At 66.6% G+C, this 24966-nt stretch carries 24 protein-coding genes; 16 read left to right on the plus strand and 8 right to left on the minus strand.

All coding sequences use genetic code 11. The features are described from left to right. Positions 1–66: 66 nt before the first annotated feature. Together ACQKLX_RS04860 and ACQKLX_RS04865 are read left to right on the plus strand one after the other, a co-directional pair. On the plus strand, positions 67–1479 hold the full coding sequence (locus ACQKLX_RS04860) for a mannose-1-phosphate guanylyltransferase/mannose-6-phosphate isomerase (RefSeq protein WP_427359976.1): 1413 nt from the start codon (positions 67–69) through the stop codon (positions 1477–1479). A 43-nt stretch (positions 1480–1522) separates the two neighbouring features. Beyond that, positions 1523–2872: a nucleotide sugar dehydrogenase gene (locus ACQKLX_RS04865; RefSeq protein ID WP_427359978.1), complete on the plus strand. Its 1350-nt coding sequence runs from the start codon at positions 1523–1525 to the stop codon at positions 2870–2872. A gap of 64 nt (positions 2873–2936) precedes the next feature. On the opposite strand, the gene araD is transcribed toward ACQKLX_RS04865, so the two are convergent. From araD to ACQKLX_RS04880, 3 genes are all read right to left on the minus strand, one after another. Then, a complete protein-coding gene (gene araD / locus ACQKLX_RS04870; protein WP_427359980.1) occupies positions 2937–4667 on the minus strand; it encodes an L-arabinonate dehydratase in 1731 nt (576 codons plus the stop codon). Positions 4668–4838: 171 nt separating this feature from the next. Further along, positions 4839–5753: a dihydrodipicolinate synthase family protein gene (locus ACQKLX_RS04875; protein WP_427359982.1), complete on the minus strand. Its 915-nt coding sequence runs from the start codon at positions 5751–5753 to the stop codon at positions 4839–4841. Next, the gene (locus tag ACQKLX_RS04880; RefSeq protein ID WP_427359984.1) at positions 5746–6450 is read right to left on the minus strand and encodes a GntR family transcriptional regulator; all 705 of its coding nucleotides are present in this window, start codon (positions 6448–6450) and stop codon (positions 5746–5748) included. Before ACQKLX_RS04880 ends, ACQKLX_RS04875 begins: the two co-directional genes overlap by 8 nt. 205 nt (positions 6451–6655) lie before the next feature. Here ACQKLX_RS04880 and ACQKLX_RS04885 point away from each other — a divergent pair, with 205 nt between their 5' ends. The 3 genes from ACQKLX_RS04885 (at position 6656) to ACQKLX_RS04895 (ending at position 9743) form a co-directional block, all read left to right on the plus strand. Beyond that, positions 6656–7642 (plus strand): Bug family tripartite tricarboxylate transporter substrate binding protein, encoded by a 987-nt coding sequence (locus ACQKLX_RS04885; RefSeq protein ID WP_427359986.1) that lies wholly within the window; start codon positions 6656–6658, stop codon positions 7640–7642. Positions 7643–7806: 164 nt separating this feature from the next. After that, positions 7807–8526, plus strand: a complete 720-nt coding sequence (locus ACQKLX_RS04890; RefSeq protein ID WP_427359988.1) for a ribonuclease activity regulator RraA — start codon at positions 7807–7809, stop codon at positions 8524–8526. Between the two features lie 131 nt (positions 8527–8657). After that, positions 8658–9743: an SMP-30/gluconolactonase/LRE family protein gene (locus ACQKLX_RS04895; RefSeq protein WP_427360103.1), complete on the plus strand. Its 1086-nt coding sequence runs from the start codon at positions 8658–8660 to the stop codon at positions 9741–9743. A gap of 14 nt (positions 9744–9757) precedes the next feature. Here ACQKLX_RS04895 and ACQKLX_RS04900 read toward each other — a convergent pair whose 3' ends face one another. Next, entirely contained in the window at positions 9758–10792 is a 1035-nt protein-coding gene (locus tag ACQKLX_RS04900) for an LLM class flavin-dependent oxidoreductase (protein ID WP_427359990.1), read from the minus strand. Between the two features lie 246 nt (positions 10793–11038). On the opposite strand from ACQKLX_RS04900, the gene ACQKLX_RS04905 reads away from it, so the two are divergent. Next, positions 11039–11236 carry a hypothetical protein gene (locus ACQKLX_RS04905; protein ID WP_427359991.1) on the plus strand — a complete coding sequence of 66 codons (198 nt, stop codon included), beginning with the start codon at positions 11039–11041 and terminating at the stop codon, positions 11234–11236. Between the two features lie 169 nt (positions 11237–11405). Here ACQKLX_RS04905 and ACQKLX_RS04910 read toward each other — a convergent pair whose 3' ends face one another. Beyond that, positions 11406–11870: a hypothetical protein gene (locus tag ACQKLX_RS04910; RefSeq protein ID WP_427359993.1), complete on the minus strand. Its 465-nt coding sequence runs from the start codon at positions 11868–11870 to the stop codon at positions 11406–11408. 220 nt (positions 11871–12090) lie between these two features. Between ACQKLX_RS04910 and ACQKLX_RS04915 the strand changes: the two genes are divergently transcribed. From ACQKLX_RS04915 to ccoS, 9 genes are all read left to right on the plus strand, one after another. Then, positions 12091–12747 carry a helix-turn-helix domain-containing protein gene (locus ACQKLX_RS04915; RefSeq protein WP_427359995.1) on the plus strand — a complete coding sequence of 219 codons (657 nt, stop codon included), beginning with the start codon at positions 12091–12093 and terminating at the stop codon, positions 12745–12747. Between the two features lie 181 nt (positions 12748–12928). Further along, positions 12929–14542: a cytochrome-c oxidase, cbb3-type subunit I gene (ccoN, locus tag ACQKLX_RS04920; protein WP_427360105.1), complete on the plus strand. Its 1614-nt coding sequence runs from the start codon at positions 12929–12931 to the stop codon at positions 14540–14542. Between the two features lie 8 nt (positions 14543–14550). Beyond that, a complete protein-coding gene (gene ccoO / locus ACQKLX_RS04925) occupies positions 14551–15315 on the plus strand; it encodes a cytochrome-c oxidase, cbb3-type subunit II (RefSeq protein WP_427359997.1) in 765 nt (254 codons plus the stop codon). A gap of 8 nt (positions 15316–15323) precedes the next feature. Then, positions 15324–15479, plus strand: coding sequence for a cbb3-type cytochrome c oxidase subunit 3 (locus tag ACQKLX_RS04930; RefSeq protein WP_091837401.1), 156 nt, complete (start codon positions 15324–15326; stop codon positions 15477–15479). A gap of 3 nt (positions 15480–15482) precedes the next feature. Then, positions 15483–16367, plus strand: coding sequence for a cytochrome-c oxidase, cbb3-type subunit III (gene ccoP, locus ACQKLX_RS04935; protein ID WP_427360000.1), 885 nt, complete (start codon positions 15483–15485; stop codon positions 16365–16367). Position 16368: 1 nt separating this feature from the next. Then, complete coding sequence (gene ccoG, locus ACQKLX_RS04940; RefSeq protein WP_427360002.1) at positions 16369–17823, plus strand: cytochrome c oxidase accessory protein CcoG; 1455 nt, start codon at positions 16369–16371, stop codon at positions 17821–17823. Beyond that, positions 17820–18365 carry a FixH family protein gene (locus ACQKLX_RS04945; protein WP_427360004.1) on the plus strand — a complete coding sequence of 182 codons (546 nt, stop codon included), beginning with the start codon at positions 17820–17822 and terminating at the stop codon, positions 18363–18365. Before ccoG ends, ACQKLX_RS04945 begins: the two co-directional genes overlap by 4 nt. Before the next feature lies 1 nt (position 18366). Beyond that, the gene (locus ACQKLX_RS04950) at positions 18367–20556 is read left to right on the plus strand and encodes a heavy metal translocating P-type ATPase (RefSeq protein ID WP_427360006.1); all 2190 of its coding nucleotides are present in this window, start codon (positions 18367–18369) and stop codon (positions 20554–20556) included. Next, a complete protein-coding gene (ccoS, locus tag ACQKLX_RS04955; protein ID WP_427360007.1) occupies positions 20553–20747 on the plus strand; it encodes a cbb3-type cytochrome oxidase assembly protein CcoS in 195 nt (64 codons plus the stop codon). The genes ACQKLX_RS04950 and ccoS overlap by 4 nt, the downstream gene beginning before the upstream one ends. Here the strand turns inward: ccoS and ACQKLX_RS04960 are convergent. The 3 genes from ACQKLX_RS04960 to katG form a co-directional block, all read right to left on the minus strand. Next, positions 20716–21060, minus strand: coding sequence for a hypothetical protein (locus tag ACQKLX_RS04960; protein ID WP_427360009.1), 345 nt, complete (start codon positions 21058–21060; stop codon positions 20716–20718). The two genes, ccoS and ACQKLX_RS04960, sit on opposite strands and share 32 nt — an antisense overlap. Before the next feature lie 129 nt (positions 21061–21189). Then, a complete protein-coding gene (locus ACQKLX_RS04965; protein ID WP_427360011.1) occupies positions 21190–21435 on the minus strand; it encodes a hypothetical protein in 246 nt (81 codons plus the stop codon). Between the two features lie 293 nt (positions 21436–21728). Next, positions 21729–23906, minus strand: coding sequence for a catalase/peroxidase HPI (gene katG / locus ACQKLX_RS04970; protein ID WP_427360013.1), 2178 nt, complete (start codon positions 23904–23906; stop codon positions 21729–21731). 98 nt (positions 23907–24004) lie between these two features. On the opposite strand from katG, the gene ACQKLX_RS04975 reads away from it, so the two are divergent. After that, entirely contained in the window at positions 24005–24940 is a 936-nt protein-coding gene (locus tag ACQKLX_RS04975) for a hydrogen peroxide-inducible genes activator (RefSeq protein ID WP_427360015.1), read from the plus strand. The last annotated feature ends 26 nt before the right edge of the window (positions 24941–24966 follow it).

Here is a 24966-nt window from a genome sequence, read left to right on the forward strand (position 1 = left end):
ATGTCCGCGGGCCTTGCTCTAACCCCCATGGCGATCTAGAGCACCGCCAACATGGAGCCCTGGCCGATGCCGTCAAAGATCGTACCTGTTGTGATGTGCGGCGGCGCGGGGACACGGCTGTGGCCGGTCTCGCGCGATACGATGCCGAAGCAGTTCATCAGCCTGCTCGGGCAGGACTCGACCTTTCAGCGCGCCATGCGTCTTCTCTCGGACACGACGGTCTTCGCTCCAGCGATCGTCATCACCAATGTCGAATATCGCTTCACGGTGCAGGAGCAACTCCAGACGATCGGCGTCTCCGCCCAGATCGTGCTCGAGCCGACCCGCCGTGATTCCGCCGCTGCCGTCGCCGCTGCGACCGAGCTTGCGCTCGCTCGCGACGAGCACGCGATCGTCGGTGTCTTCGCCGCCGACCATGTCGTCCAGGATGGGGCGCTTTTCGTCGCGACCTGCCGCAAGGCCGGCATCGTCGCGCAGCAGGGTCATGTCGTGACGATCGGCATCCCGCCGAGCCACCCGGCGACGGGCTATGGCTATATCCGGCCGGGCGAGGAGATCGGCGACGGGGCGCGCAGAGTTGCCGCTTTCGTCGAGAAGCCGGACGCGCCGCGCGCCGCGCAGTACCTGCTCGACGGCTATCTCTGGAATTCCGGCAACTTCATCTTCGATGCGGCGACGATGCGCTCGGAGCTCGAGGCCTTCGAGCCGGATGTGCTCGCGCCTGTCGCCGAAGCCGTCGCGAAGGCGAAGCCGGACCTCGACTTCGTGCTGCTCGATGCCGCGGCCTTTACCGCAGCGAAGAAGATCTCGATCGACTACGCCGTAATGGAGCGGACAAGGAAGGCTGCGGTCGTCGCCGGCGGCTTCGGCTGGTCGGATGTCGGCGGCTGGTCGGCCGTCTGGGACCTGTCGGACAAGGACGCTCAGGGCAACGTCATCGATGGACGCGGCTATGTGCTCGACGGTTCGAACAACCTTGTCCGCTCGGAGGAGTCCCTGGTCGCCGTGATCGGGCTCGACGAGATCGCCGTCATCGCGACGCGCGATGCCGTGCTCGTCACGCCGAAGGCCAGGACGGACAAGGTGAAGGACATGGTCGCCCTGATCACCTCCAAGGGGGAATCGGAGGCCGGTGCCCATCGCGAGATTCAGCGCCCCTGGGGTAAATATCTCTCGATCGACATGGGTTCACGCCATCAGGTCAAGCGCATCACGGTGAAGCCCGGCGGCGTCCTATCTTTGCAGAAGCACTATCACCGGGCCGAGCACTGGATCGTGGTGCGCGGCACCGCCGAGGTGACCCGCAACGACGAGACGATCGTCGTGCACGAGAACGAATCGATCTATCTGCCGATCGGCTGCGTGCACCGCATGGCCAATCCGGGGAAAATCCCGCTCGAGCTGATCGAAGTGCAGGTCGGTTCCTATCTTGGCGAGGACGACATCGTCCGGATCGAGGACATCTACAAGCGGGTCTGAGGCTGGGGCCTCCGATTGTGCGGCCATTTCCCGAGCAGGCGCCATGACCGATACAGCCCAGGACGGGATCGCGAGCGGGCTGCTCGCGCGGGTACAGGACCGCAGTTTCAAGCTCGGCGTCATCGGCCTGGGCTATGTCGGCCTGCCGCTGGCGCTTGTGGCTGCGCGCGCCGGTTTCGAGGTCGTCGGGTTCGACATCAACGCCGAGCGTGTGGACAGCCTCAACAGGGGTGAACCGGGGATCAGGCATATCGCTGCCGGAGATCTCGCCGCCGAGATCGACGCCGGACGTTTCGTCGCGACGGGTGATTTCACGCGGCTGGGCGAGCCGGACGGCCTCGTCATCTGCGTGCCGACACCGCTCACGCGCCATCGCGAGCCGGATCTGGGCTTCGTCGTCCGCACTGCCGAGGCGATCGAAAGACATCTACGCCGCGGCCAGCTCATCGTCCTCGAATCGACCACCTACCCGGGCACGACCGACGAGGTCCTCAAGCCGATCCTCGAACGGACCGGGCTGAAGAGCGGCCGGGATTTCTATCTGGCGTTCTCGCCGGAACGCGAAGATCCCGGCAATCCCCATTTCGGCACCGCCTCGATTCCGAAGGTGGTCGGCGGCGATGGCGGCGACGCCTTGCAGATCGCGCAGGCGCTTTACGGCCAGTTCGTGGTGACTACCGTGCCGGTTTCCTCGACCGCCACCGCCGAGGCGGTCAAGCTGACCGAGAACATCTTCCGCTCGGTCAACATCGCCCTCGTCAACGAGCTGAAGCTGATCTATGCGGCAATGGGCATCGATGTCTGGGAGGTCATCGAGGCGGCCAAGACCAAGCCTTTCGGCTTCATGCCGTTCTATCCGGGCCCTGGCCTGGGCGGGCACTGCATCCCGATCGATCCGTTCTATCTGTCCTGGAAGGCGCGCGAATACGAGATCCCGGCGCGCTTCATCGAGCTGGCGGGTGAAATCAACACCGCCATGCCGCGCCTCGTCGTCGAAAAGCTGGCCCAGGCGCTGGACCAGCGCTTTGGTCGCGGCCTGAACGGAGCGAGGATCCTGGTCATCGGAGCCGCCTATAAGAAGAACGTCGACGACATGCGCGAGAGCCCGTCGCTGCGCCTGATCGAACTCATCGAGCAGCGTGGCGCGATGGCCGACTATCACGATCCGCATATTCCGGTGCTGCCGACGACGCGCGAGCACGCGGCGCTGGCCGGACGCCATTCTATTGCGCTCACGCCCGAGATCGTGCGGGGCTATCAGGCCGTCCTGATCGCGACCGACCATGACGCGGTCGACTACAAGGCCCTCGTCGCGCAGGCGCAGCTCGTCATCGACACGCGCAATATCTGCGAGCGCACCGGCGCCATAGGTGAGCACGTCGTCAAGGCTTGAGGCGAGACGAGTTGGCCAAAACGAGCGAGGCGCCACCTTCTAGGCGCCTTGCCGGCTGCTCGGCTCAATGGATCTCCGGCTCGGCCACCTTCGCGGTGCCGGCGAGATAGTCGAAATCGCAACCCTTGTCGGCCTGCTGGATATGGGCGGCCGACATCTTGCCCCAGCCGCGCGGGTAGTCGCGGTCGGGCGGCGACCAGCTCTTCAGGCGCTCGGCGATCTCGGCGTCGGTCAAATTCACGGAGATGCTGCGCGCCTCGACATCGACGCTGATGATGTCGCCGGTCCTGACCGCCGCGAGCGGGCCCTTGATGTAGGCCTCCGGTGCGATGTGGAGCACGCAGGCGCCGTAGCTGGTGCCGGACATCCGGGCATCGGAGAGCCGGAGCATGTCGCGCACGCCCTGCTTCAGCAGTTTCTTCGGAATCGGCAGCATGCCCCATTCCGGCATGCCGGGACCGCCGACCGGGCCACAATTCTTCAGCACCATGACATGATCGGCGGTGACGTCGAGGGTCTCGTCGTTCACGGCCTTCATCATCGCATCATAGTCCTCGAAGACGAGGGCCGGGCCGGAATGCTTGAGCAGGCGTTCCTCGGCGGCCGAGGGCTTGATGACGCAGCCGCCAGGGGCGAGGTTGCCCTTCAATACCGCGAGGCCGTTGGCGGTCGAGACCGGCTTGTCGAGCGGGCGGATGACGTTGTCGTCATAGACCTTGGCGAGCGCGATCGTCTCGGCGAGCGGCTTGCCGGTCACCGTCATGGCGCCGGTGTGGAGCTTGCTTTCTAGCTGCTTCAGCAGGGCTGGCAGGCCGCCGGCATAGAAGAAATCCTCCATCAGGAACTCGCCGGAGGGACGCAGGTTGGCGATCACCGGGACCTTGCGCGAGAAGGCATCGAAATCATCAGGAGTCAGCGGCACGCCGGCGCGGCCGGCCATGGCGACGAGATGGATGATGGCGTTGGTCGAGCCGGCGACCGCCATGTGGACGGTCAGCGCGTTCTCGAAGCTCTCGCGGGTCAGGATGCGGTCCGGCGTCAGGTCCTCCCAGACCATCTCGACGATGCGCTTGCCGGCGGCTGCGGCCATGCGCGGATGGGCGGCGTCGGCGGCGGGAATGGCGGAGGCGCCGGGAAGGGTGAGGCCGAGCACCTCGGCATGGCTCATCATGGTCGCGGCCGTGCCCATCACCATGCAGGTGCCGTGCGAACGGGCGATGCCGCTCTCCATGTCGCGCCAGTCGGCGTCGGAGATGTTGCCGGCCTCCTTCTCGGCCCAGTACTTCCAGACATCGGCGCCCGAGCCGAGCGTCTTGCCGGCCCAGTTGCCGCGCAGCATCGGCCCGGCCGGCACGAAGATGAAGGGCAGGCCGGCGCTGCAGGCGCCCATGATCAAAGCCGGAGTGGACTTGTCGCAGCCGCCGAGCAGCACCGCGCCGTCGAGTGGGTGCGAGCGGATCGATTCCTCTGCCTCCATCGCCAGGAAGTTGCGATAGAGCATGGTCGTCGGCTTCTGGTACTGCTCGGAGGCCGACATCACGGGAATCTCGACCGGGAAGCCGCCGGCCGCCCAGACCGCGCGCTTCACCGCCTCGGCGCGGTCGCGCAGATGGGTGTGGCAGGGGTTGATCTCGGACCAGGTGTTGAGGATGCCGATCACCGGCTTGCCCATGAACTCGTCATGGTTCAGGCCCATCTGCAGCGCCCGCGAGCGATGCCCGAAGGAGCGCAGATCGCTGGCGCCGAACCAGCGCTTGGAGCGCAGCGTATCGGGCGTCTTGCGGGGATGGGACATCGGCGTTTCCTCGGTGTGTTCTTTGTCAATTCAACGACTTGTGATTCCGGGGCGGCCCGCAGGGTCGAACCCGGAACCCACGACTGGGTGAAACGACCTTCACTAGACGAGGGGCTCACCCGGCCGTGGGTTCCGGGTTCATCGCTGCGCGATGCCCCGGAATGACAGAGGTTATTCCGCCGCCGCGCGCTGGCTGCTCCAGCTTCCGACGATCGCGCGCAGTTCGGCGCGCTCGACCTCGTTCAGCTCGGGCAGGCCTGGCAGGCGCACGGGGCCGACATTGGTGCCGAGCAGGCCGAGCGCTTCCTTGACCACGGTGACGTTGGCGCCGTTGCCGTATTTGGTCCGCAGCGTCTCGAAGCCGGCGATCTCGTCGACGAGGCGGCGGGCGCGATCGTAGTCATTGGCCTCCAGCGCCTGCCAGATCGCCAGCGAGCGTTCCGGCGCGACATTGACCAGGCCGGAGGTGAAGCCGCGGGCGCCGAGCGCGTGGAAGGGCGCGGCCCAGCCCTCGGCAAGGCCGCAGATCCAGTTGGCGCTCGAGCCTTGCGTGGCGCGGACGCACTCGGCGAGCAACATGACGTTCGGCGAGGCGAACTTGACGCCGGCGACATTGGGATGGGTCGCGACGCGGGCGAGGTCCTTCACGCCGATCGCGTCGGAGCGGATGTAGGCGACGAGCGGGATATCAAGCGCCTCGGCGATGGCGAGGATATAGTCCGCTTGCGAATGCGGCGCGGCGAAGGGGTCGAGCGGGTGATGCACCATCACCGCATCGCAGCCGGCGGTGGCGGCGAGCTTGCCGGTCGAGATCGCTTCGCGCAACGAGCGGCCGATGCCGGCGGTGACCAGCGCCTTGCCGGCGGCGGCCTCCGCTGCCACGGCGTGGCTGCGCACCACTTCCTCGGTGGTCATCGGGTAGAACTCGCCGGTGTTGCCGGCCGAGACGATGTTGTGGATGCCGGCCTGCGCGATGCGCGCGACGATCGTGCCGGTCAGCGCCCAATCGGCCTCGCCATCGCCCTTCCAGGCGGTGACGTGCACGCCGGAAATGCCGCGCAGCGCGGCGCGAACTCTGTCACTCATCGTAATCCAATCCTTCCGCATCGGCGCCGAAGACCTGGCGCACATGGCTCTTGGCGGAGCGCACGATATGGCTGCGCATGCGCTGCTCGGCCCTTGCCGGCTCATGGGCGCGCAGCGCCTCGAAGATGCCGCGATGCTCCTCGAAGCCCTTGGTGCGCTCGCTGGGCTCGCCGAGCAGGGCGATGCGCTGGGCATGGTCGTACATGCGCTGGCCGTCGAGCCGGCGCTCGAGATAGCCGCAGCCGGAGATGCGGTGGATCATGCCGTGATAGGCCTCGTTCAGATTGACGAGGTCTTCGAGGTCGCCGTGCGCGGTGGCATGCGCCATCTCGTCGATCAGGCGGGCCATCTCGGCGATCTCGCCGGTGCTGATCCGATTGGCGGCGATATGGGTCATGACGCTTTCGAGCGCGGCGCGGCCGAGCGCCATCTCCAGCGCCTGGCGGGCCGAGAACTCGACGAAGACACCGCGGCGGGCTTCCGTGCGCACGAGCCCCTCGCTCTCCAGCATGCGGATGGCGTCCTTCACCGGCGTGGTGGAGACCCCCAGCATGTCGGCGAGCTGGCGCTCGTTCAGCCGCTCGCCGTCACGGAACTTTCCCGCGACGATCGCCCGGCGCAGGCGCTCGTGCACATGCTCGCGCAGCGAGCGCAGCAGATGCGGCGAGACCGGTTCGATGGCAAGCGCGTTCGACATCCCAATTCCTCTGGCGGGACTGCGGCGCGATTCGATGCCCGCGCCAGCCCTGCGCCATTGCCTCACCAGACATCACAAAGCGCAAGTGATATCAAGTCTGAAATTTCAGATTTCAAATCTGGAATTGCGTGCTATGGAGTCGAGCAAGACGGCCGCAAGACGCCGGAACGGCAAGGCCGGATGGACAATGACGAGGGAGGACTGGATGACATCGATCACACGCCGCAGCCTGCTCGCCGGAGCTGGCGTCATGCTGGCAGCACCGGCCTTGACGCCCGCTTGGGCGCAGAGCGGCTATCCGGGAAGCCGGGTCGTCACCATCGTGGTGCCCTTCGCCGCGGGTGGCACGACCGATCTGCTCGGGCGCATCCTGGCCGACCGGCTGGGCGCGCGCCTCGGCGGCAAGTTCATCGTCGAGAACCGGGTCGGGGCCGGCGGCAACACCGGTGCGGCCGCGGTCGCGAAGGCGGAACCGGACGGCTACATGCTGACCATGGGCACGGTCTCCAGCCATGCCATCAATCCCGGCGTCTACACCAAGATGCCCTATGACCACATCAAGGACTTCGCGCCGATCTCGCAGGTGGCGAGCGTGCCGAACTTGCTGATGGTCAATGTCGACCTGCCGGCGAAGACCGTGCCTGAGCTGATCGAGCTCCTGAAGAAGAACCCCGGTAAATACTCCTTCGGCTCGTCAGGCGCGGGAACCTCGACCCATATGGCGGCCGAGCTGTTCAAGGTCTCGACCGGCACCGACATGGTCCACGTGCCTTACCGGTCGAGCGGGCAGGTAACCCAGGACCTGCTCTCCGGCCAGATCCAGCTCACCTTCGACAACATCACCATCGCCTGGCCGCATGTCGAAGCGGGCAAGATCCGGGCGTTGGCGACAGCGACGCCGAAGCGGCTCGCGGTCGCGCCCAACCTGCCGGCCTTGTCCGAGTTCATCCCCGGCTACGACGCCAGCTCCTGGCACGGTTTCTTCGCACCGTCGAAGGTGCCACCGGAGATCGTCGCCAAACTGTCAAGCGAGACGCAGGCGATCATGCGCGAGCCGGCGGTGATCGAGCAGCTCAAGAAGCTCGGCGTCGATCCGGTGGGTTCAAGCCAGGCCGAGTTCACCGCCCACATCGCCAGCGAGACCAAGCGCTGGGCGGACGTTGCGCAGAAGGCCAATGTGAAGATCGAGTGATCTGCCAGCTGAGTGACAAGCACGCCGTCATCCCGGACGCAGCGAAGCGGAGCTCCGGGATCCATCGTAGGATGCTGAGCTCTACGATGGATCCCGGGGCAAGCCTGGGATGACGGGTTCTGGAATGGCGTGCCGACTATCGGCCGCGAGAGGATGATTTTGACATGACCGCTACCGCGCTCACCCAAGAGAACCGCGAGAAGCTGAAGCGCGTCTCGACCGCGACCCTGACCACGGCGCTGTTCAAGCGCGGCCTGCGCAACCAGTTCATCCAGGATGTGCGCCCGCTTTCAGCCAACGCGCCGCGCATGGTCGGCGAGGCCTTCACGCTGCGCTACATCCCGGCGCGCGAGGATCTCGACCATCTCGGCGTGTTCGAGGGCACGCAACATCCGCAGCGCGTCGCGGTCGAGACCTGCCCGGCGGGCCATGTCATGGTGATCGACAGCCGCAAGGATGCGCGTGCGGCTTCCGCGGGCTGCATCCTGGTGACGCGCCTGATGCAGCGCGGCGCCGCCGGCATCGTCAGCGACGGCGGCTTCCGCGACAGCCCCGACATCGCGGCGCTCGGCTTTGCCGCCTATCACAGCCGGCCGAGCGCGCCGACCAACCTGATCCATCACCACGCGCTCGACATCAACGCGCCGATCGGCTGCGGCGACGTACCTGTCTATCCCGGCGACATCGTCGTCGGCGACGGCGAGGGCGTCTGCGTGATCCCGGCCCATCTCGCCAATGAGGTCGCGGCCGAAGCCTATGAGCAGACAGCCTATGAGGACTTCGTCGAGATGAAGGTCCGGGAAGGGCGCGGCATCTTCGGGCTCTACCCGGCCAATGCCGAGACCAAGGCCGAGTTCGCCAGGTGGCGGCCGGACTGGAAATGACCTGAGAGCGCTCCCGTCGCTACCGCGACGGTTAAGGACCCGCCGAAGGGCGGTGGAGATGGGCGCCGTCAATCGGCGCCCGAACGAACAGCCATGACAACAAGAGCACAGGGGGAAATGCGATGATCGACATGTTTCGCCGTCACCTGCTCAAGGGTGGGCTCGCTGCTGCGGCGGGCTCGGCCCTGGCGACGCCGGCTCTGGCGCAGGCCTTCCCGTTCAAGCCGAACCAGCGCTATCCCGATCCGGCGGTCGACATCCTCGATCCGAGCTTCGGCAAGTACCGGATCTATTCGAGCTCGGTCGAACAGCTCGGCACTGGCATGCGCTGGGCCGAGGGGCCGGTGTATTTTCCGGAAGGGCGCTACCTCCTCGTCAGCGACATCCCGAACAACCGGATCATGAAATATGACGAGATGAAGAACAGCTTCACCGTCTTCCGCGAGAACGCCAATTACGCCAATGGCAATGCCCGCGACCGGCAGGGGCGGCTGGTCACCTGCGAGCATTCGGTGACGCGGCGCATCACCCGCACCGAGAAGAACGGTCGGATCACGGTGCTGGCCGACAAGTTCGAGGGCAAGCGCCTGAACGCGCCCAACGACGTCGTCGTCCGGTCAGACGACACGATCTGGTTCACCGACCCACTCTTCGGCATCAACGGCGAATGGGAGGGCTCGCGCGCCAAGCCCGAGCAGGCGACGACGAACGTCTATCGGCTCGCGCCAGATGGCAAGCTCACCGCGGTGATCACCGATCTGGTCAATCCCAACGGGCTCGCCTTCTCCCCCGACGAGAAGAAGCTCTACGTCGTCGAATGGCGGGGGACGCCGAACCGCAGCATCTGGAGCTACGATGTCGACGCCGATGGCAAGGTCTCGAACAAGGTGAAGCTGGTCGACGCCGCCGATTTCGGCGCGCTCGATGGCTTCCGCGTCGACCGCGACGGCAATCTCTGGTGCGGTTATGGCAGCAACGGCGCGCTCAATGCCGAGCCGAGCGATGTCGGCGGCCGCAAGGTCTTTACGCTGAGGGGCAAGTCGGAGGATCTCGACGGGGTGATGGTGTTCAGCCCGGCCGGAAAGCCGCTCGCCTTCATCCGCCTGCCGGAGCGCTGCGCCAACCTCTGCTTCGGCGGGCCGAAGGGCAACCGGCTCTACATGGCGAGCTCGCACTCGCTCTACGCGCTCTATGTCGAGGCGCACGGCGCCGTCTGACGCCTCCACGCGTTTCAGGCCGCGAGCAGCTCCCGCACCATCGGGATGACCTCGCGGCCATAGAGCTCGATGCAGCGCAGCAGCTTGTCCTGCGACAGGGGACCCGCGCTGATCTTGAGCTGGAACCGCTGCAGGCCGAGCGCCCTGACCGTCGCGGCGATCTTGCGGGCGACGGTTTCGGGCGAGCCGAGATAGAGCGCGCCGCCCGAAACCTCGCGCTCGAATTCCTCGCGTGACATCGGTCCCCAGCCGCGCTCGGCGCCGATGCGGTCGCGCATTGCCTTGTAGGCCGGGAAGAACTCCTCGGCCGCTTGCTCGTCCGTCGCGGCGACATAGCCCGGCGAGTGCACGCCGATCGGCCGCTCGCCATGGCCGAGGCGCCCCATCGCGTCGCGATAGAGCTGGGCATAAGGCGCAAAGCGCTGGGCCGGGCCGCCGATGATGGCGAGCATCAATGGCAGGTCGTAGCGCGCCGCCCGCACCACCGATTCCGGGCTGCCGCCGACACCGATCCAGGTAGTCAGTTCGGCCGTCTCGATCGGCGGGAAGACCTGCTGATTACGAAGCGGCGGGCGAAGGCTGCCCTCCCATGTCACGCTCTTCTTGCGGATCAGCTCGACGAAGAGGTCGAGCTTCTCCTCGAACAGTGCCTCGTATTGGCTGAGGTCGAAGCCAAAGAGCGGGAAGGATTCGGTGAAGGAGCCGCGGCCAAGGATGACCTCGGCGCGGCCGTTCGAGAGCGCATCGACCGTCGAGAAGCGCTGGAAGACGCGGATCGGGTCGTCCGAGCTCAGCACGGTGACGGCCGAGCCAAGGCGGATGCGGCTGGTGCGGGTGGCGATGCCGGCGAGCACCGTCTCGGGCGAGGAGACCGCGAAATCGCTGCGATGATGCTCGCCGATGCCGAAGAAATCGATGCCGAGCTCGTCGGCCAGTACGGCCTGCTCGACGAGATCGCGGATCACCTGCGCATGCGGCAGCAGCGTGCCGTCCGGGCCGGCGGTGACGTCGCCGAAGGTGTCGAGGCCGAGCTGGAGAGAAGCGGGCATAAGCGAGTCCGAGCGTTGCCTTGCGCCGGATTGGCGCCGCTCGCGCCATCTGGCGCCGCGATGGCCCGGGTTCAAGATGCGCCGGTGCCGAGGGGTCTATGCGAATTCGCGGAAATCGGTACCATGAGGAACAATAATATCTGCCATGCCCCCCATTTGGGTGTGGCGGTGGGGGAATGATTGCTGTTGCCTCGAACCGACCTCAGGGGAACGGAGTCGGGCGTGGCCATAAGGGGGGAGAGGGTGATGGGCGGCGAAGCTGCGGCCGAGAGCGATCGCTCGATCGTGGGCAATCCGATGCTGCTGCCGTTCTTCGACCTGTCCTTCGAAGAGATCGAGCTGCTGTGCCGGATCACGGCGGAGCAGCGCGACGGCGCCGCGCCGGCCGTCGACGGCGCATGGTTCGCGAGCTTCATGGACGCACGGAAGGAGCCGGCCCGATAGGCGAGGCGCTTCTTGTCGCGCTCGGCATGGTCGCCCTCGCGGCGGCTGCATGGTGGGCGACCAATCGATGGCGGCTTTAGAACCGGCCGCTCCCAGACGATATCCGGCGAAGCCGCTTCGCCGGATGCACCGGCTCTCTCTGTTTTTGCGTAGTTCTTTCGCCGAGCGTTCAGGCCGCCGGCTCGAGCCGGGCGCGGCCGAGGACCATAACGCGATCGATCTGGAAGCCGCAGCGCTGAAGCGCATCATGATCCTGCGGCCAGGCGGCCGAGCGCTCCAGCGAGATCGCGATGCGCGGCAGGTCGAGTTGCGCCGCGAGCTGATTGGCGAAGCGGAGCAGCGCGTCGACGAGACAGGTTCCGGGCAGGCGCAGCATGGCGATCTCGGAGATCTCCAATGTCGCGCCGCCGGCGATCGTCCGCGCGATGCGGAAGCCGAACAAAGCGTGCGGCATGCGGCGCGCATCCCGAAGGGCAAAGACACCTGATGGCTGCGCCCCATCCTGCGAATGCTCGCGCACGAAGGCAGCCCAGCCATCGGGTGTGACCTCGGGGTGCAGCAGGGTAATGAGCCCGTAAACTGTATCGGCGCTGCCCGGCATGATGCGCGCGACTTCGAAGATGTCATCGCCCATCACGTGCGGCTCTCCCGAGTTTCCAGGCAGCAACCTCGTGTTGCAGGGCCTATTGCCGCATTGATCTGGATCAAATCCGCAGCGCCGAGGCATGGCGCGTGCTTTGTCAGCCTGCGGCCATGAGTTAGGGTCCTGTGAGGAACAGGAAGGTGCGATTGTGAACTGTCAGCCCTCGGTGTGTAGCGCCGCCGCCCGCGGCGAGAGCGGGTGCCGCAACTGCATGGTCCGCCTGGTCAGCGTCTGCGCCTCCCTGACGGATGACGAGCTCGCCTTGCTGGAGCAGTTGGCGATGCCAACGCATTTTGCCTCCGGCGACACGCTGTTCTCGCAAGGCGCCGAAGCGCATTGCGTCTACAACGTCACCGGCGGCGTCATTCGGCTCTACAAGCTTTTGTCCGACGGGCGCCGCCAGGTCGTCGGCTTCGCGCTGCCGGGCGATTTCCTCGGCCTTGCGATGCGCGACGCCTATGGCTTTTCGGCCGATGCGATCGGCGATGTCGCGGCCTGCGCCTTCTCACGTGGAGCATACACGGCGCTGGTCGACGCCAAGCCGCATCTGCTGAAGCGCCTGCATGAGTTCGCGACGCATGAGCTGACGCTCGCCCATGAGCAGATGATGCTGCTCGGCCGCCGCACTGCCGAGGAGAAGCTGATCTGCTTCCTGCTCGGCATGCAGCAGCGCTGGGCCAGGCTCGGCAAGCCCTCGGTGACGGTACAGCTGCCGATGACGCGGCAGGATATCGCCGATTTCCTCGGCCTGACGATCGAGACGGTGAGCCGCACCTTTACCCGCCTCGCCAAGGACAAGATGATCCTGATCGTGCCCGGCGGCGTGCGCGTGATGAACCCCGAGCGGATGCAGGCCGTCGCGGCGTGAGCTGCGCGATCCCGCCGCAGTCCCCGCCTTCCCACCCTTGACCTGGATCAAAGCCGCTCAATCGGCTGGTCGCTAAGCCTCCCACTGAGGGCGCGATCCATGCGCCCGCAATGAGCGGGAGTCAGCTGTGAGCGCGACTACGAGCCCTGTCAGGGCAATGACGGTCGGCGAGATGATCGGGATGCTGATCGCGGGGGCCTGCGTGCTGCCGCTGATCGTGATCGGCGCGCTGACCGAGAACTCCGGCTACGCCTTCCACGCTTTGCTCGGGGCGGCCGTGGCCGCCGCGAGCATGATCCTGATCGGCAATCGCTGCTTCGACGGCTCGCCCGCGGTCCCGCCGCAGGAGATCGACGGCAAGCCCAACTACAATATGGGGCCGGTAAAGTTCGCGACCGTCGCCGCGATGGTCTGGGGCATCGCCGGTTTCGCCGTCGGGCTGATCATCGCGCTGCAGCTCGCCTTTCCGGGGCTGAATTTCGATCTGCCCTGGACGAATTTCGGCCGGCTGCGCCCGCTGCACACCTCGGCGGTGGTCTTCGCCTTCGGCGGCAACGTTCTGATCGCAACCTCGTTCTACGTCGTCCAGCGCACCTGCCGGGCTCGCCTCGCCGGCGATCTCTCGCCCTGGTTCGTCGTGCTCGGCTACAACCTGTTCATCGTCATCGCCGGCACCGGCTATCTGCTCGGGATCACCCAGAGCAAGGAATACGCCGAGCCCGAATGGTACGCCGATCTCTGGCTGACCATCGTCTGGGTCGTCTATCTCCTGGTCTTCCTGGGCACGCTCAGGAAGCGCAATGAGCCGCATATCTATGTGGCGAACTGGTTCTATCTCGGCTTCATCCTGACCATCGCGGTCCTGCACATCGGCAACAATGTCGCCGTGCCGGTCTCGATCCTGTCGCCGAAGTCCTACGGCCTATGGTCGGGCGTGCAGGATGCGATGTTCCAGTGGTGGTACGGCCACAACGCCGTCGGCTTCTTCCTGACCGCCGGCTTCCTCGCGATCATGTATTACTTCGTGCCCAAGCGCGCGGAGCGGCCGATCTACAGCTACCGGCTCTCGATCATCCATTTCTGGGCCCTGATCTTCATCTATATCTGGGCTGGCCCGCACCATCTCCACTACACCGCACTGCCCGACTGGGCGCAGACGCTCGGCATGACCTTCTCGATCATGCTGTGGATGCCCTCCTGGGGCGGCATGATCAACGGCATCATGACCCTGTCGGGCGCCTGGGACCGGCTGCGCACCGACCCCGTGCTGCGGATGATGGTGGTCTCGCTCGCCTTCTACGGCATGGCGACCTTCGAGGGGCCGCTGATGTCAATCAAGGCGGTGAACGGCCTGTCGCACTACACCGATTGGACCATCGGCCATGTCCATGCCGGGGCTCTCGGCTGGGTCGCCTATATCTCCTTCGGCGCGATCTATTGCCTGGTGCCCTGGCTGTGGAACCGCAAGGGGCTCTACTCGCTCAGGCTGGTGAGCTGGCACTTCTGGGTCTCGACCCTCGGCATCGTCTTCTACATCACGGCGATGTGGGTTTCGGGCATCCTGCAGGGCCTGATGTGGCGGGCCTACACCTCGCTCGGCTTCCTCGAATACGCCTTCATCGAGACCGTCGCGGCGATGCACCCGTTCTATGTGATCCGGGCGCTGGGCGGCGCGCTCTTCCTGATCGGCGCGCTGATCATGGCCTTCAATCTCTGGATGACCGTGCGCTGCGAGGAGGCTGCCGACACGCCTGAAGCCCATGCGCTGCCGTCCGGCCAGTTCGCCACCGCCTGAGGACCATCATGACGAGCATCGAACACAAGCCGCCGCGCCGCTCGCTCTGGGCCAAGCACAAAATCTTCGAGACCAACTCGATCGTCCTGGTCATCGGCACGCTGCTGGTGATCTCGATCGGCGGTCTCGTCGAGATCGCGCCGCTCTTCTACCTCAGGAACACGATCGAGACGGTGCAAGGCATGCGGCCCTACACGCCGCTCGAGCTCGCCGGCCGCGGCATCTATGTCCGCGAGGGCTGCTACAACTGCCACAGCCAGATGATCCGGCCGCTGCGCGACGAGGTCGAGCGCTACGGGCCCTACTCGCTCGCGGCCGAGAGCATGTACGACAAGCCGTTTCAATGGGGCTCGAAGCGGACCGGGCCGGACCTTGCCCGCGTCGGCGGCAAGTATTCCGACGAATGGCAGCGGGCGCATCTGGCGGAGCCGCGCGCGATCGTGCCGCAGTCGATCATGCCGGGCTATCCCTTCCTGGCGAAGACCGAGCTGGCGTTCGGGGACATCGCCGACGAGTTGCGCGCCAACCGCGCTGGCGGCGTGCCCTATAGCGACGAGATGATCGCGCAGGCGCAGGCCGATTTGAAGGCGCAGGCGACGCCGGATCATCCCGGTCAGGCCGATCTGGAGAAGCGCTATCCCAAGGCACAGTCGCGCGACTTCGACGGCAATCCGCAGCGCATCAGCGAGGCCGATGCCCTGATCGCCTATCTGCAGGCGCTCGGCACGATGGTCGACTTCAAGCTCTACGACGACAAAGCCAACATCCGCTGAGCCCGACCATGCAAACGACCTATCACTGGCTCGCCGGCTTCGCCCAGTCCGCAGGGCTCCTCTACTTCGTCGCCGTCTTCCTCGGGGTCTGCGTTTACGCCTTCTGGCCGAAGAACCGCGCCCGCTTCGAGGAAGCTGCGCTCAATCCGCTGCGCGAGGACTGATCGATGGACCAGAAGCACGACGATCCGCATGTCGATGCGGCTACCGGCATGGCCACGACCGGCCATGAATGGGACGGCATCCGCGAACTCAACACGCCACTGCCGCGCTGGTGGCTCTACGTCTTCTACGCCACGATCGTCTGGTCGATCGGCTACTGGATCGTCTATCCGGCCTGGCCGTTGCTGACCGACACGACCAAGGGCGTAATCGGCTATGCCAGCCGGGCCGAGATCAGCGCCGACATGGCCAAGCTCAAGGCGCAGCGCGCAACCCAGGCTGCCGGCATGGCGGACGCCACTCCCGAGCAGATCAAGGCCGACCCGACGCTGTTCCAGATCGCGATGGCGCAGGGCAAGGCCGCCTTCGGCGACAATTGTGCCGCGTGCCACGGCGTCGGCGGAGCCGGCGCCAAGAGCTACCCCAACCTCAACGACGATGACTGGCTCTGGGGCGGCTCGCCCGCAGCGATCCAGCAAACGATCCGCCATGGCATTCGCGTCGCCGGCGACAACGACACCCGCGTCAGCCAGATGCCGGCCTTCGGGCGCGACGGCGTGCTGAAGCGCGAGGAGATCGCAGCCGTCGCCAGCCATGTCCGCGAGCTCGCCGGCCTGCCGACCGAGCCGAAGGCGGATCTGCCGCTCGGGCGCAAGGTCTTCGCCGACAACTGCGCCGCCTGCCATGGCGCCGCAGGCAAGGGCAATCAGGAGCTGGGCGCGCCGAACCTGACCGACGCGATCAGTCTCTACGGCATGGACATGGCCTCGCTGACAGAGACCATCGGCAACAGCCGAAACGGTGTGATGCCGGGCTGGGCCGGGCGTCTCGACGAGACCACCATCAAGGCGCTGACCGTCTATGTCCACTCGCTGGGGGGAGGGCAGTAGCGTGAGCACGGCCGGGACCGACCAGGACGACATCCCGCTCTTCGCGGCGTCGCGGAAGGTCTATCCGCAGAGCGTGTCCGGCCCGTTCCGGCGCGCGAAGTGGCTCATCCTCTTCCTGTGCCTGGCCATCTACTACCTCCTGCCCTTCCTGCGCTGGGATCGTGGCCCGTATCTCCCCAACCAGGCGGTGCTGGCCGACATCGCCAACAACCGCTTCTACTTCTTCTTCATCGAGATCTGGCCGCAGGAGGTCTATTACTTCACCGGCCTGCTGATCCTGGCTGCCTTCGTCCTCTTCCTGATGAACGCCGTCGCCGGCCGGGTCTGGTGCGGCTATCTCTGCCCGCAGACGGTCTGGACCGACCTCTTCCTCGTCGTCGAGCGCTTCTTCGAGGGCGACCGACGCGAGCGCATGCGCCGCGACGCCGAGCCCTGGAGCTTCGACACGATCTGGCGCAAGGGCGCCAAGCACGCGGTCTGGCTGATCATCGCCTGGTGGACCGGCGGCGCCTGGGTGCTCTATTTCGCCGACGCGCCGACGCTGGTGCGCGAGCTTGCGACCTTCACCGCCCCGCTCTCGGCCTATGTCTGGATCGCGATCCTGACCTTCACCACCTACACGCTCGCCGGCATCATGCGCGAGCAGGTCTGCAAGTATATGTGCCCGTGGCCGCGCATCCAGGCGGCCCTGACCGACGACGAGGCGCTGAACGTCACCTATCGCTACGATCGCGGCGAGCCGCGGGTCTCGGTGAAACAGGCAGCGAAGCTCAAGGCGCAGGGCGCGCCGGCGGGCGACTGCATCGACTGCTTCCAATGCGTCGCGGTCTGCCCGACCGGGATCGACATCCGCGATGGCGCGCAGGTCGACTGTATCCAGTGCGGCCTGTGCATCGACGCCTGCGACAACGTCATGACCAAGATCGGTCGCCCGACCCGGCTGATCGCCTATGACACCGACGGCAATGTCCAGCGCCGGCTCGCCGGACTCGCCGCGATCTACCGGCCGCTGCGCCTGCGCACGCTCGCCTATGCGGCGCTGATCGCGATCGTCGGCGGCGCGATGCTCTGGCAGCTCGCGACGCGCAGCACTGCCGGCATCTCCGTGCTGCATGAGCGCACACCGCTCTTCGTCAGGCTGAGCGACGGCTCGATCCGCAACGCCTATGCGGTGCGCCTGCTCAACAAGCGGCCGGAGCACCGGCCCTTCGCGCTGACCGTCTCCGGCCTGCCGGGCATCAGGATCGAGGCGGTCGGCGTCGCGCCGAGCGCCGATCTTCGGCCCGTCGTCACCGTCGACCCCGATTCCACGCGCGAGGTGCGCGTGCTCGTCACCGTCCCGGCCGGCGTGCCGCTTTCGCCCTCGCAGGCGATCACCATCACCGCCTCCGATCTCTTCGCCGGCGAGACGGTGCGCGCGGATGACCACTTCATCGCGCCAGGGACCCAGCCATGAGCTGCTGCGGAGTCATCATCATGCCCTACGAGAATCCCGTGCAGGCTGCCCAGCGCCGTCCCTTCCAGCTGACCGGCGGCATGGTCGCGGCCATGCTGATCCTGTTCTTCGGCGTGATCGTCTCGGTCAACGCGACGATCATGACGATGGCGCTGCGGACCATGCCGGGCGTCGAGACCCGCAGCGCCTATGAGAAGAGCCAGCACTTCAACGAGGAGATCGCCCGCCAGCACGAGCGCGATGCGCGCGGCTGGTCCGCCGCCGCGACTATCATCCGGCAAGGCGAAGGGGCGACGCTGGCCGTGACCCTGGCCGATCGCAATGGCGGAGCGCTCGCCGGCTTCGTCACGAGCGCACGCCTGCGCCATCCCGCGACCTCCGCCCGCGACCGGGAGCTGATGCTGAGCGAGAGCCGGCCGGGGCGCTACGAGACGCGCTTCGACCGGATCGAGGCCGGGTCCTGGATCCTCGAACTGCAGGCGAAGCGCGGGGAGGAAGTCGTCTTCGTCTCGCGCAGCCGCGTCACTCTGGCGGAGCGCTGAGATGGTGGCGCAGGATCTCTCGGTCTTCGTGCGCCATCGCGACGATGGCATCGCGAGCATGGAGCTGGCGGTCGACGGCATGCGCTGCGCTGGCTGCATGCAGGCGATCGAGGGTGGGCTTGCCCGCGAGCCGGCTATTTTGGGCGCCCGCGTCAATCTCGCGCTGAAGCGCGTCTCGGTCGAATGGCGCGAGGCGTTGCTGCGGCCCGAAGCGGTAGTCGAGAAGCTCGCCGCGCTCGGCTTCAAGGCCTACCCCTTCGCGCCCGAGCGGCGGGAGGAGGGAGCCGCGAGCGAGGAGCGCTATCTCTTACGCGCGCTCGGCGTCGCCGGCTTCGCCTCGATGAACATCATGCTGCTCTCGGTCGCAGTCTGGTCCGGCAATGCGGGCGATATCGATCCGACGACGCGCGACTTCTTCCACTGGCTCTCTGCCCTGATCGCGCTGCCGACGGCGGCCTATGCCGGCCGGCCCTTCTTCGAGAGCGCGCTTAGGGCGCTGAAGGCCGGCGCCGTCAACATGGATGTGCCGATCACCATCGGCGTCGTGCTGGCGCTGGTGATGTCGGTCGCCGAGACCTGGAACCATGGCCGCCACGCCTATTTCGACGGTGTGGTCATGCTGCTCTTCTTCCTGCTGATCGGGCGCTATCTCGACCAGCTGATGCGGCGGCGCACCCGCAATCTCGCCGGCAACCTTGCTGCGCTCAAGGCCGAGACCGCGACGAGGCTCGCCGCCGACGGCAGCACGACGATGCTGCCGATCGCCGCGATAGCGCCGGGTGATCTCGTGCTGGTGCGGCCGGGCGAGCGCGTCTGCGTCGACGGCATCGTCGAGACCGGCCGCTCCGAGCTCGACCAGAGCCTCGTCACCGGCGAGACCGCGCCGGTCGCCATCAGGCAGGGCGAGCGCGTCCATGCCGGCACGCTGAACCTCACTGGCGCGCTGACCGTGCGGGTCGAGGCGGCCGGGCAGGGCACGCTGCTCGACGAGATCGACCGGCTGATGGACCAGGCGGTTGGCAACCGCTCGCGCTATGTCCGCCTCTCCGACCGCGCCGCACGGCTCTATGCGCCGGTGGTGCACACGCTGGCGGCCTCGACCTTCCTCGGCTGGCTGGCATGGGGGCTCGCCTGGCCTGAGGCGCTGATGATCGCCGTCACCGTGCTGATCATCACCTGTCCCTGCGCGCTCGGCCTCGCCATCCCCGCCGTGCAGGTCGTCGCGGCTTCCAGCTTGTTCAAGCGCAAGATCATGCTGAAGGAAGGCGATGCGCTGGAGCGCCTCGCCGAAGCCGACATCGCCGTCTTCGACAAGACCGGCACGCTGACCCTGCCGGAACCGGAGATTCTCAACCCGCAGGCGCTGCCTGCCGAGCAGCGGGCCGAGATCGGTGCGCTCGCGGCAGCGAGCGGGCATCCGCTGGCGCAGGCGCTCGCCCGCGCACTCGGTGTGTCGCGTGCGGCGGAGGATGTGCACGAGGAGAAGGGGCAAGGCCTCTCGGTCGGTGATAGGGAAGACGAGCGCCGTCTTGGCAGCGTCGCTTTCTGTGGCGCGCAGGCCGAGGCCGCCATGGTCGCGGCGCTGCATCGCGGCGCCTCGTTGATCGCCTATCGCCATGGCTCCTTCCGCACCGTGCTGGCGCTCGGGCAGGCCTTGCGCCCGCAGGCCCGCGAGACCGTAGAAGCGCTGCGCAAGGCAGGGCTTCAGGTTGCGATCCTTTCCGGCGACCGGTTCGAGGCGGCAGCGCCGATCGCTACCGAGCTTGGCGTCACCGAACTGCATGCCGGCCTGATGCCGGGCGACAAGCTCGCCCTGCTGGAACGGATGGCGGCCGATGGCCGCAAGGTGCTGATGGTCGGCGACGGGCTCAATGACGCGCCGGCGCTGGCGGGCGCGCATGTCTCGCTCTCGCCGGTCAGCGCCACGCATCTGGCGCAGGCGGCGGCCGACATCGTCTTCCTCGGCGAGAGCCTGGCGCCGGTCGTGGCGGCGCTGATGATCGCCCGCAGGGCGCGCAGGCTGATGCTGCAGAACCTCTGCTTCGCCGTGCTCTATAATGCGGTCGCGGTGCCGATCGCGATCGCCGGGCTGGCGACGCCCTTGGTCGCCGCCGCCGCCATGTCCGGGTCCTCGCTGGTGGTGACGCTCAATGCGCTGCGCGCCCGTGCAGCGGGGGAGGCGCAGGCATGAACATCATCGTGGTCCTGTTCCCGCTGGCGCTGGGCCTCGGCCTAGCCGGGCTCGGCGCCTTCTTCTGGTGCATGCGCAGCGGCCAGTACGCCGATCTCGACGGCGCGGCCTGGCGGGTGCTGCAGGACGATGATGCGGTTGCCGGGCGGCGGGGCGGTGTCAGCGACAGCGGCGGAAACGCTTCGGGCTGAAATCGAAGCCCCGCTGGCGAATGAAGGACAGCGTCTCGCCCTCGACGCGGACGGTGAACGACACCCGCCTGGGCCGGCCTTCGCCGTGGCATTCTGCAGTGATCTCGTAGACGTCCCGTCGCTGCTCGGCGCGCAGCGTCCGGCAGCTCGTTTCGAAGGTGGAGAGGTCGAGTTCCCGCCTGTCGAGGCCGATCACCGTGTCATCTGCGCTGCAGCCCGGCGTGCCCCAGCGCCCGATCCATTCCGTCGCCTGCGCCGGCAGCGTGCCAACGGTGAGCCCTGCGCAAACAGCAATCCAGGCGATGCGGTTCATGCTCGCGATCCCTATCCTAACCCTTGGTCATGGTAGGACGGATCGTGATGCGGCGAAATAATTCGCTCGGGCTGCTTCCCTTGCGTCGGACGAGGGAGAGCCCCGGCGCTGACCGCCGGGGCAATACCGTCAGTAGTAGACCGTGCGGCAGACGCGCACGGGGCGTCCGAAGCGGTTGCGCCGGACCGTGCAGACCGTCCGGCGACGGCGCCGACGGCGCCAGTACTGGCTGAATTCGGCCGGAACCGCATCGAGCTTGGCGGCGTCCTCGGTGGCCAGAGACGCGGCGGCGACCGGCGCGCTCGCCATGCTCACACCCGCGGCGCTTGCGGCGATTCCACCACACAGTGTGGCGATGAATGAACGTCGGTTCATGTTTTCTCTCCTTGGTGTCGCCCTTCGCGGAGCTGACCACAGGAAACATGAACGAATTGTGAAGCTATGGCTCGCTCGCTATAACGGGGGGCTGCGCTGTATTCGGTAACAAAGATCGATCTTATTGATGCTGGCAGGCGTCTCGATCGATCTGTCGTTTCGAGAGATCTTATGAATTCTGCTCTTGAATCTCCTTTCCACTTACGCTCAGGAATGTGCCGCCCCCTTTGCGGGCGCGGCCGCGCTTTTGCGCCCGGCGTGGCGATCACGCCGGGCGGCCCGTTTCCTCAACGTCAGGCGACGTCGAAGCGGTCGAGGTTCATCACCTTGGTCCAGGCCGCGACGAAGTCCTTGACGAACTTCTCCTTGGCGTCGGTGCTGGCATAGACCTCGGCCAAAGCGCGCAGGATCGAGTTCGAGCCGAAGACGAGGTCGACGCGGGTGCCGGTCCACTTGGCGGCGCCGGTCTTGCGATCGGTGCCCTCGAAGACGTCCTTGGCCTCCGAGATCGCCTTCCACTGCGTACCCATGTCGAGCAGGTTGACGAAGAAGTCGTTCGTCAGTGCGCCCGGCCGGTCGGTCAGGATGCCGTGCTTGGAGCCGTCGGCATTGATGTCGATGGCGCGCAGTCCGCCGACCAGAACCGTCAATTCCGGGGCAGTCAGCGTCAGCAGCTGGGCGCGGTCGATCAGCGCCACCTCGGCCGGCACTTTGGCTCCGGCCTTCTGGTAGTTACGGAAGCCGTCGAGAGCCGGCTCCATCACCGCGAAGGAATGGACCTCGGTCTGCTCCTGCTTGGCGTCGGTGCGGCCCGGGGTGAACGGCACACTCACGTCGTGGCCGGTGGCCTTCGCCGCCTGCTCGACGCCGACATTGCCGGCCAGCACAATCAGGTCCGCCAGCGAGACCTTCTGGTCGCCATCGGCCTCCTTGTTGAACTGGCGACGGATCCCGTCGAGCACCTCGATCACCCTGGCGAGCTGCGCCGGCTGGTTGACCTCCCAGTCCTTCTGGGGCGCAAGGCGGACGCGGGCGCCATTGGCGCCGCCACGCTTGTCGCCGCCGCGGAAGGTCGCGGCCGAGGCCCAGGCGGTGCCGACCAGCTCGGAGACGGTGAGGGCCGAAGCCTTGATCTTCTCCTTGAGCGCAGCGATGTCGGCCTTGTTGACCAGCGGGTGGTCGGCCGCCGGCAGCACGTCCTGCCAGATCAGCTCTTCCTTCGGCACTTCCGGGCCGAGATAGCGCGAGCGCGGGCCGAGATCGCGATGGGTCAGCTTGAACCAGGCGCGGGCGAAAGCCTCGGCGAAGGCCTGCGGGTTCTCGAGGAAGCGGCGCGAGATCTTCTCATAGGCCGGGTCCAGGCGCAGCGACAGGTCGGTCGTCAGCATGGTCGGCTTGTGCTTCTTCGACGGGTCGTGCGCGTCGGGGATGACCGCCTCAGCGTCCTTGGCTTCCCACTGGATCGCGCCGCCCGGGCTGCGGGTCTGCACCCATTCGTATTTGAACAGGTTCTCGAAGAAGAAGTTGCTCCACTGCGCCGGAGTCTGCGTCCAGGTGACCTCGATGCCGCTGCCGACGGCGTCGGCGCCATGGCCGGTGCCGAAATTGCTGGCCCAGCCGAGGCCCTGCGCCTCCAGCTCGGCGCCTTCCGGATCCGGGCCCTTATGGGATTCGGGCGCGGCGCCATGGGTCTTGCCGAAGGTGTGGCCGCCGCCGATCAGCGCGACCGTCTCCTCGTCGTTCATCGCCATGCGGGCGAAGGTCTCGCGGATGAAATGCGCCGCCGAGATCGGGTCGCCATTGGCGCCCGGCCCTTCCGGATTGACGTAGATCAGGCCCATTTCGGTGGCGCTGAGCGGCGCATCGAACTTGTCGAGCGGGCGATGGGTCAGCCATGCCGTTTCGGTGCCCCAGCTCACATCGTGATCGGGCTCCCAGGTGTCCTCGCGGCCGCCGGCGAAGCCGAAGGTGCGGAATCCCATGGTCTCCAGCGCGACATTGCCGGTCAGGATCAGCAGGTCGGCCCAAGAGATGGCCTGACCGTATTTCTGCTTGATCGGCCAGAGTAGGCGGCGCGACTTGTCGATGTTGACATTGTCCGGCCAGCTGTTGAGCGGAGCGAAGCGCTGCTGGCCGCGGCCACCGCCGCCACGGCCGTCGGCGAGGCGGTAAGTACCGGCGGCATGCCAGGACATGCGCACGAATTGCGGGCCGTAATTGCCGAAGTCCGCCGGCCACCAGTCCTGCGAGTCGGTCATCAGCTTGCGCAGGTCGTTCTTCAGCGCCTCGTAGTCGAGCCTCTTGAAGGCCTCGCGATAGCTGAAGGCCTGGCCGAGCGGATCGGACTTGGCCGAGTGCTGATTCAGCAGGTCGACAGGCAGCTGGCTGGGCCACCAGTCGCGGTTCTGACGGGCGCCGCCACCATGGGCGACGGGGCATTTGCCCGTGCTGTCCTCAGTCTTCGCGTTCATGTCTCTCTCCGAGCTTGGCTGGCTGCTGGGGAGGGTCTTAGCAGGGCCGTTTCATTATTTTAATTCCGATTTTCCGATCACGACGATAAGCTGCGATTATGACAAATCTGACTTTCAAGCAGCTCCGCTATTTCGAGGCGCTGGCACGGCACAGCCATTTCGGCCGCGCGGCGGAAGCCTGCGCGATCTCGCAGCCGGCTTTGTCGCAGCAGATCAAGGCGTTGGAAGAAGAGCTCGGCAGCGAGCTGTTCGAGCGGGACAGGCGCCAGGTCCGGCTGACGCGCTTTGGCGAAGAGATCGCAGCGCGGGCCAGGGATGTCTTGCGTTCGCTCGACGAACTCGAAGGTTACGCCCATGCCTCCCGCGATGGGCTGGTCACGCGCCTGCGCATCGGGGTGATCCCGACGGTCGCGCCCTATCTGTTGCCCGGCCTGATCGGCGATCTCACCCACCTGCATGATGGGCTCGACCTCAATGTGCGCGAGACCCTGACGCCGAAGCTGGTCCAGGAGCTGAACGAAGGCCGGCTCGACATGGCGATCGTCGCCTTGCCGGTGTCGGAGCCGTCATTGACCGAGGTCGCCCTGTTCACCGAACGCTTCGTGCTCGTGCGGCCGCGCGAGGACGAGGGCAAACCGGCTCCCGACCGCGAGGCGCTGCGCGAGATGCGTTTGCTGCTGCTGGAGGAGGGGCATTGCTTCCGCGAGCAGGCCCTGTCGTTCTGCAGCACCAAGCCGCGCACGGTGCAGTCGCGCGACCTGCTCGACGCCAGCTCGCTGTCGACGCTGGTGCAGATGGTCGATGCGGGCTTAGGCGTCACTCTGATCCCGGAAATGGCGGTGGCGGTCGAGACACGCTCGGCCGCAGTCTCGATCACGCATTTCAAGGCGCCGGAGCCGTCCCGGACGATCGGCATGGTCTGGCGCAAGACCAGTCCGCTGGCGAAGCAACTGCTTCAGATCGCGGAACTGGTGCGGCAATCGGCCGGGACGCTGCGGCAAGCCGGTGGAACACGCTCTTCCAGGGCTGGCTGAGGCGGTCGGCCTCGATACCGTCCATA

It is taken from the genome of Allobosea sp. NPDC003192 (genome assembly GCF_050275675.1).
Taxonomy (GTDB): domain Bacteria; phylum Pseudomonadota; class Alphaproteobacteria; order Rhizobiales; family Beijerinckiaceae; genus Allobosea.